This is a genomic window from Streptomyces solincola (genome assembly GCF_002982015.1).
Classification (GTDB): Bacteria; Actinomycetota; Actinomycetes; order Streptomycetales; family Streptomycetaceae; genus Streptomyces; species Streptomyces solincola.
In genome coordinates, this window is the sequence record NZ_PVLV01000738.1 from 1 (window position 1) to 1636 (window position 1636).

At 80.2% G+C, this 1636-nt stretch carries 1 protein-coding gene and 1 pseudogene; both read left to right on the forward strand.

The genetic code is table 11. From position 1 onward, the window contains the following. Positions 1 to 1227 (forward strand): tetratricopeptide repeat protein (locus tag C6N75_RS31030; RefSeq protein WP_181160676.1); only part of this gene is annotated, 1227 nt, incomplete at its 5' end. Positions 1228 to 1230: 3 nt separating this feature from the next. After that, positions 1231 to 1636: pseudogene (locus C6N75_RS31185) on the forward strand (serine/threonine-protein phosphatase); the annotation flags it as partial.

The window sequence follows — 1636 nt, forward strand, 5'->3', positions numbered from 1 at the left end:
GGCCCGGCGGCTCCCGGTCCCGCTCCGGTCTCCGCCACCGCCCCGGTCTCCGGTCCCCCTCCCGTCTCCGCCACCGGTCCGGCTCCCGCCCCGGCGGCCGGCGCCGGGACGCCCGCGGCGCTGGCCACCGCGGTGCACACCGCCGGCGCGGCCCCGGTGTCGGCCGGGCCGACCCACGCGTCCGGCGCGCCCTGGCCGCCGACCGGAGCGGCGCGGCCGCACCCGGGCGCGAGGGGCGGCGTCCCCGCCCAGCGCACCGGACCCGGCCCGGCGGCGGGCGGCGGCGCAGCGGCCGGCGCGCTGCTGGGCGAGCTGGACGCCCGGGCGACGGCGCTCGCCCTGCCCGTTCCGCACGTGGACCCGTCCGACCCCAACGCCGGCTTCCTCGCCGGTCTGCTGGCCTCGGCCCCGGCCGAGCTGATCGCCGCCCTGCGCACCGCGCCCGGCGCCTCGGTGGAGCTGCGGCTGCGGGAGCTGCGCGCCCGGCTGGACATGGGCGAGACCGAGCCGGCGCTGCGCGGCCTGGAGAGCCTGGAGGCCGACCGGCCGGACGACTGGCGGGTCGTGTGGTACCGGGGCGTCGCGGCCCTGGCGTCCGGCGACGACGAGACGGCGGCGCTGTCCTTCGACGCGCTGTACGACGCGTTCCCGGGCGAGCCGGCGCCGAAGCTGGCGCTCGCGGTCTGCGCCGAGCTGCTCGGCCAACTGGACAACGCGGCCGAGTACTACAGGCTGGTGTGGACGACCGACCCGAGCCATGTCAGCGCCGCGTTCGGGCTGGCCCGCGTCCAGTTGGCGGCCGGCGACCGGTCGGCGGCGGTGCGCACTCTGGAGTCGGTGCCGGAGTCCTCCATCCACTACACCGCGGCGCGCGTCGCCGCGGTCCGGGCCCGGCTGCGGCGCCGCTCGGGGCGGGAGCCGCTGCTGGCCGACCTGACGGCGGCGGCCGGCGAGGTGGCGGCACTGGAGCGGTTCGGTCTGGACGCGGTACGCCGGGAGCAACTGGCCACCGAGGTACTGGGCAAGGCACTCGACTGGGTACTCTCCGGTAGTCCCGGTGCGGACGGTGCGAAGTGGCCGCTGCTGGGCAGCGAACCGGACGAGCGCGGGCTGCGCGCGGGTCTGGAGCGCTCCTACCGGGTGCTGGCCCGGCTGGCCCAGCGGGGCGAGGAGCGGATCGAGTTGGTGGAGCGGGCGAACCGCGTCCGCCCCCGGACTTGGGTGTGAGTGATGGCGCAGATGGACCGGCCGGCGGCCCTCTCCAGGTGTCCCGGCTGCGCGGAGCCGCTGGAGTCGGGTGACCTGTTCTGCGGCGTGTGCGGGTACGACCTGTCGGCCGTGCCCCCGCCGCCGCGGGAGAACCCGACGGTGCCCCTCGGCGCCCCGCCGCCCGGTGAGCCGGCCCCCGGCGCCGCCTGGAGCCCCGCCCCGGAGAGCGCACCGGCGGCGGGCCCCGCCCCGGGGCATGCCCCGGCGGCCCCGCCGGGCCCCCGCCACACCCTCGCCGACGGGGCCGCCCTCCGCTTCGACGAGCGGGCCGCCGCCACTCCCGGACAGACCGCCGCCGGCCCCGGGCAGACCCCACCCCCGCCCCCGGCAGACCGCCGCCCGCCCCGGACAGGCCGCCCCCCCCCGC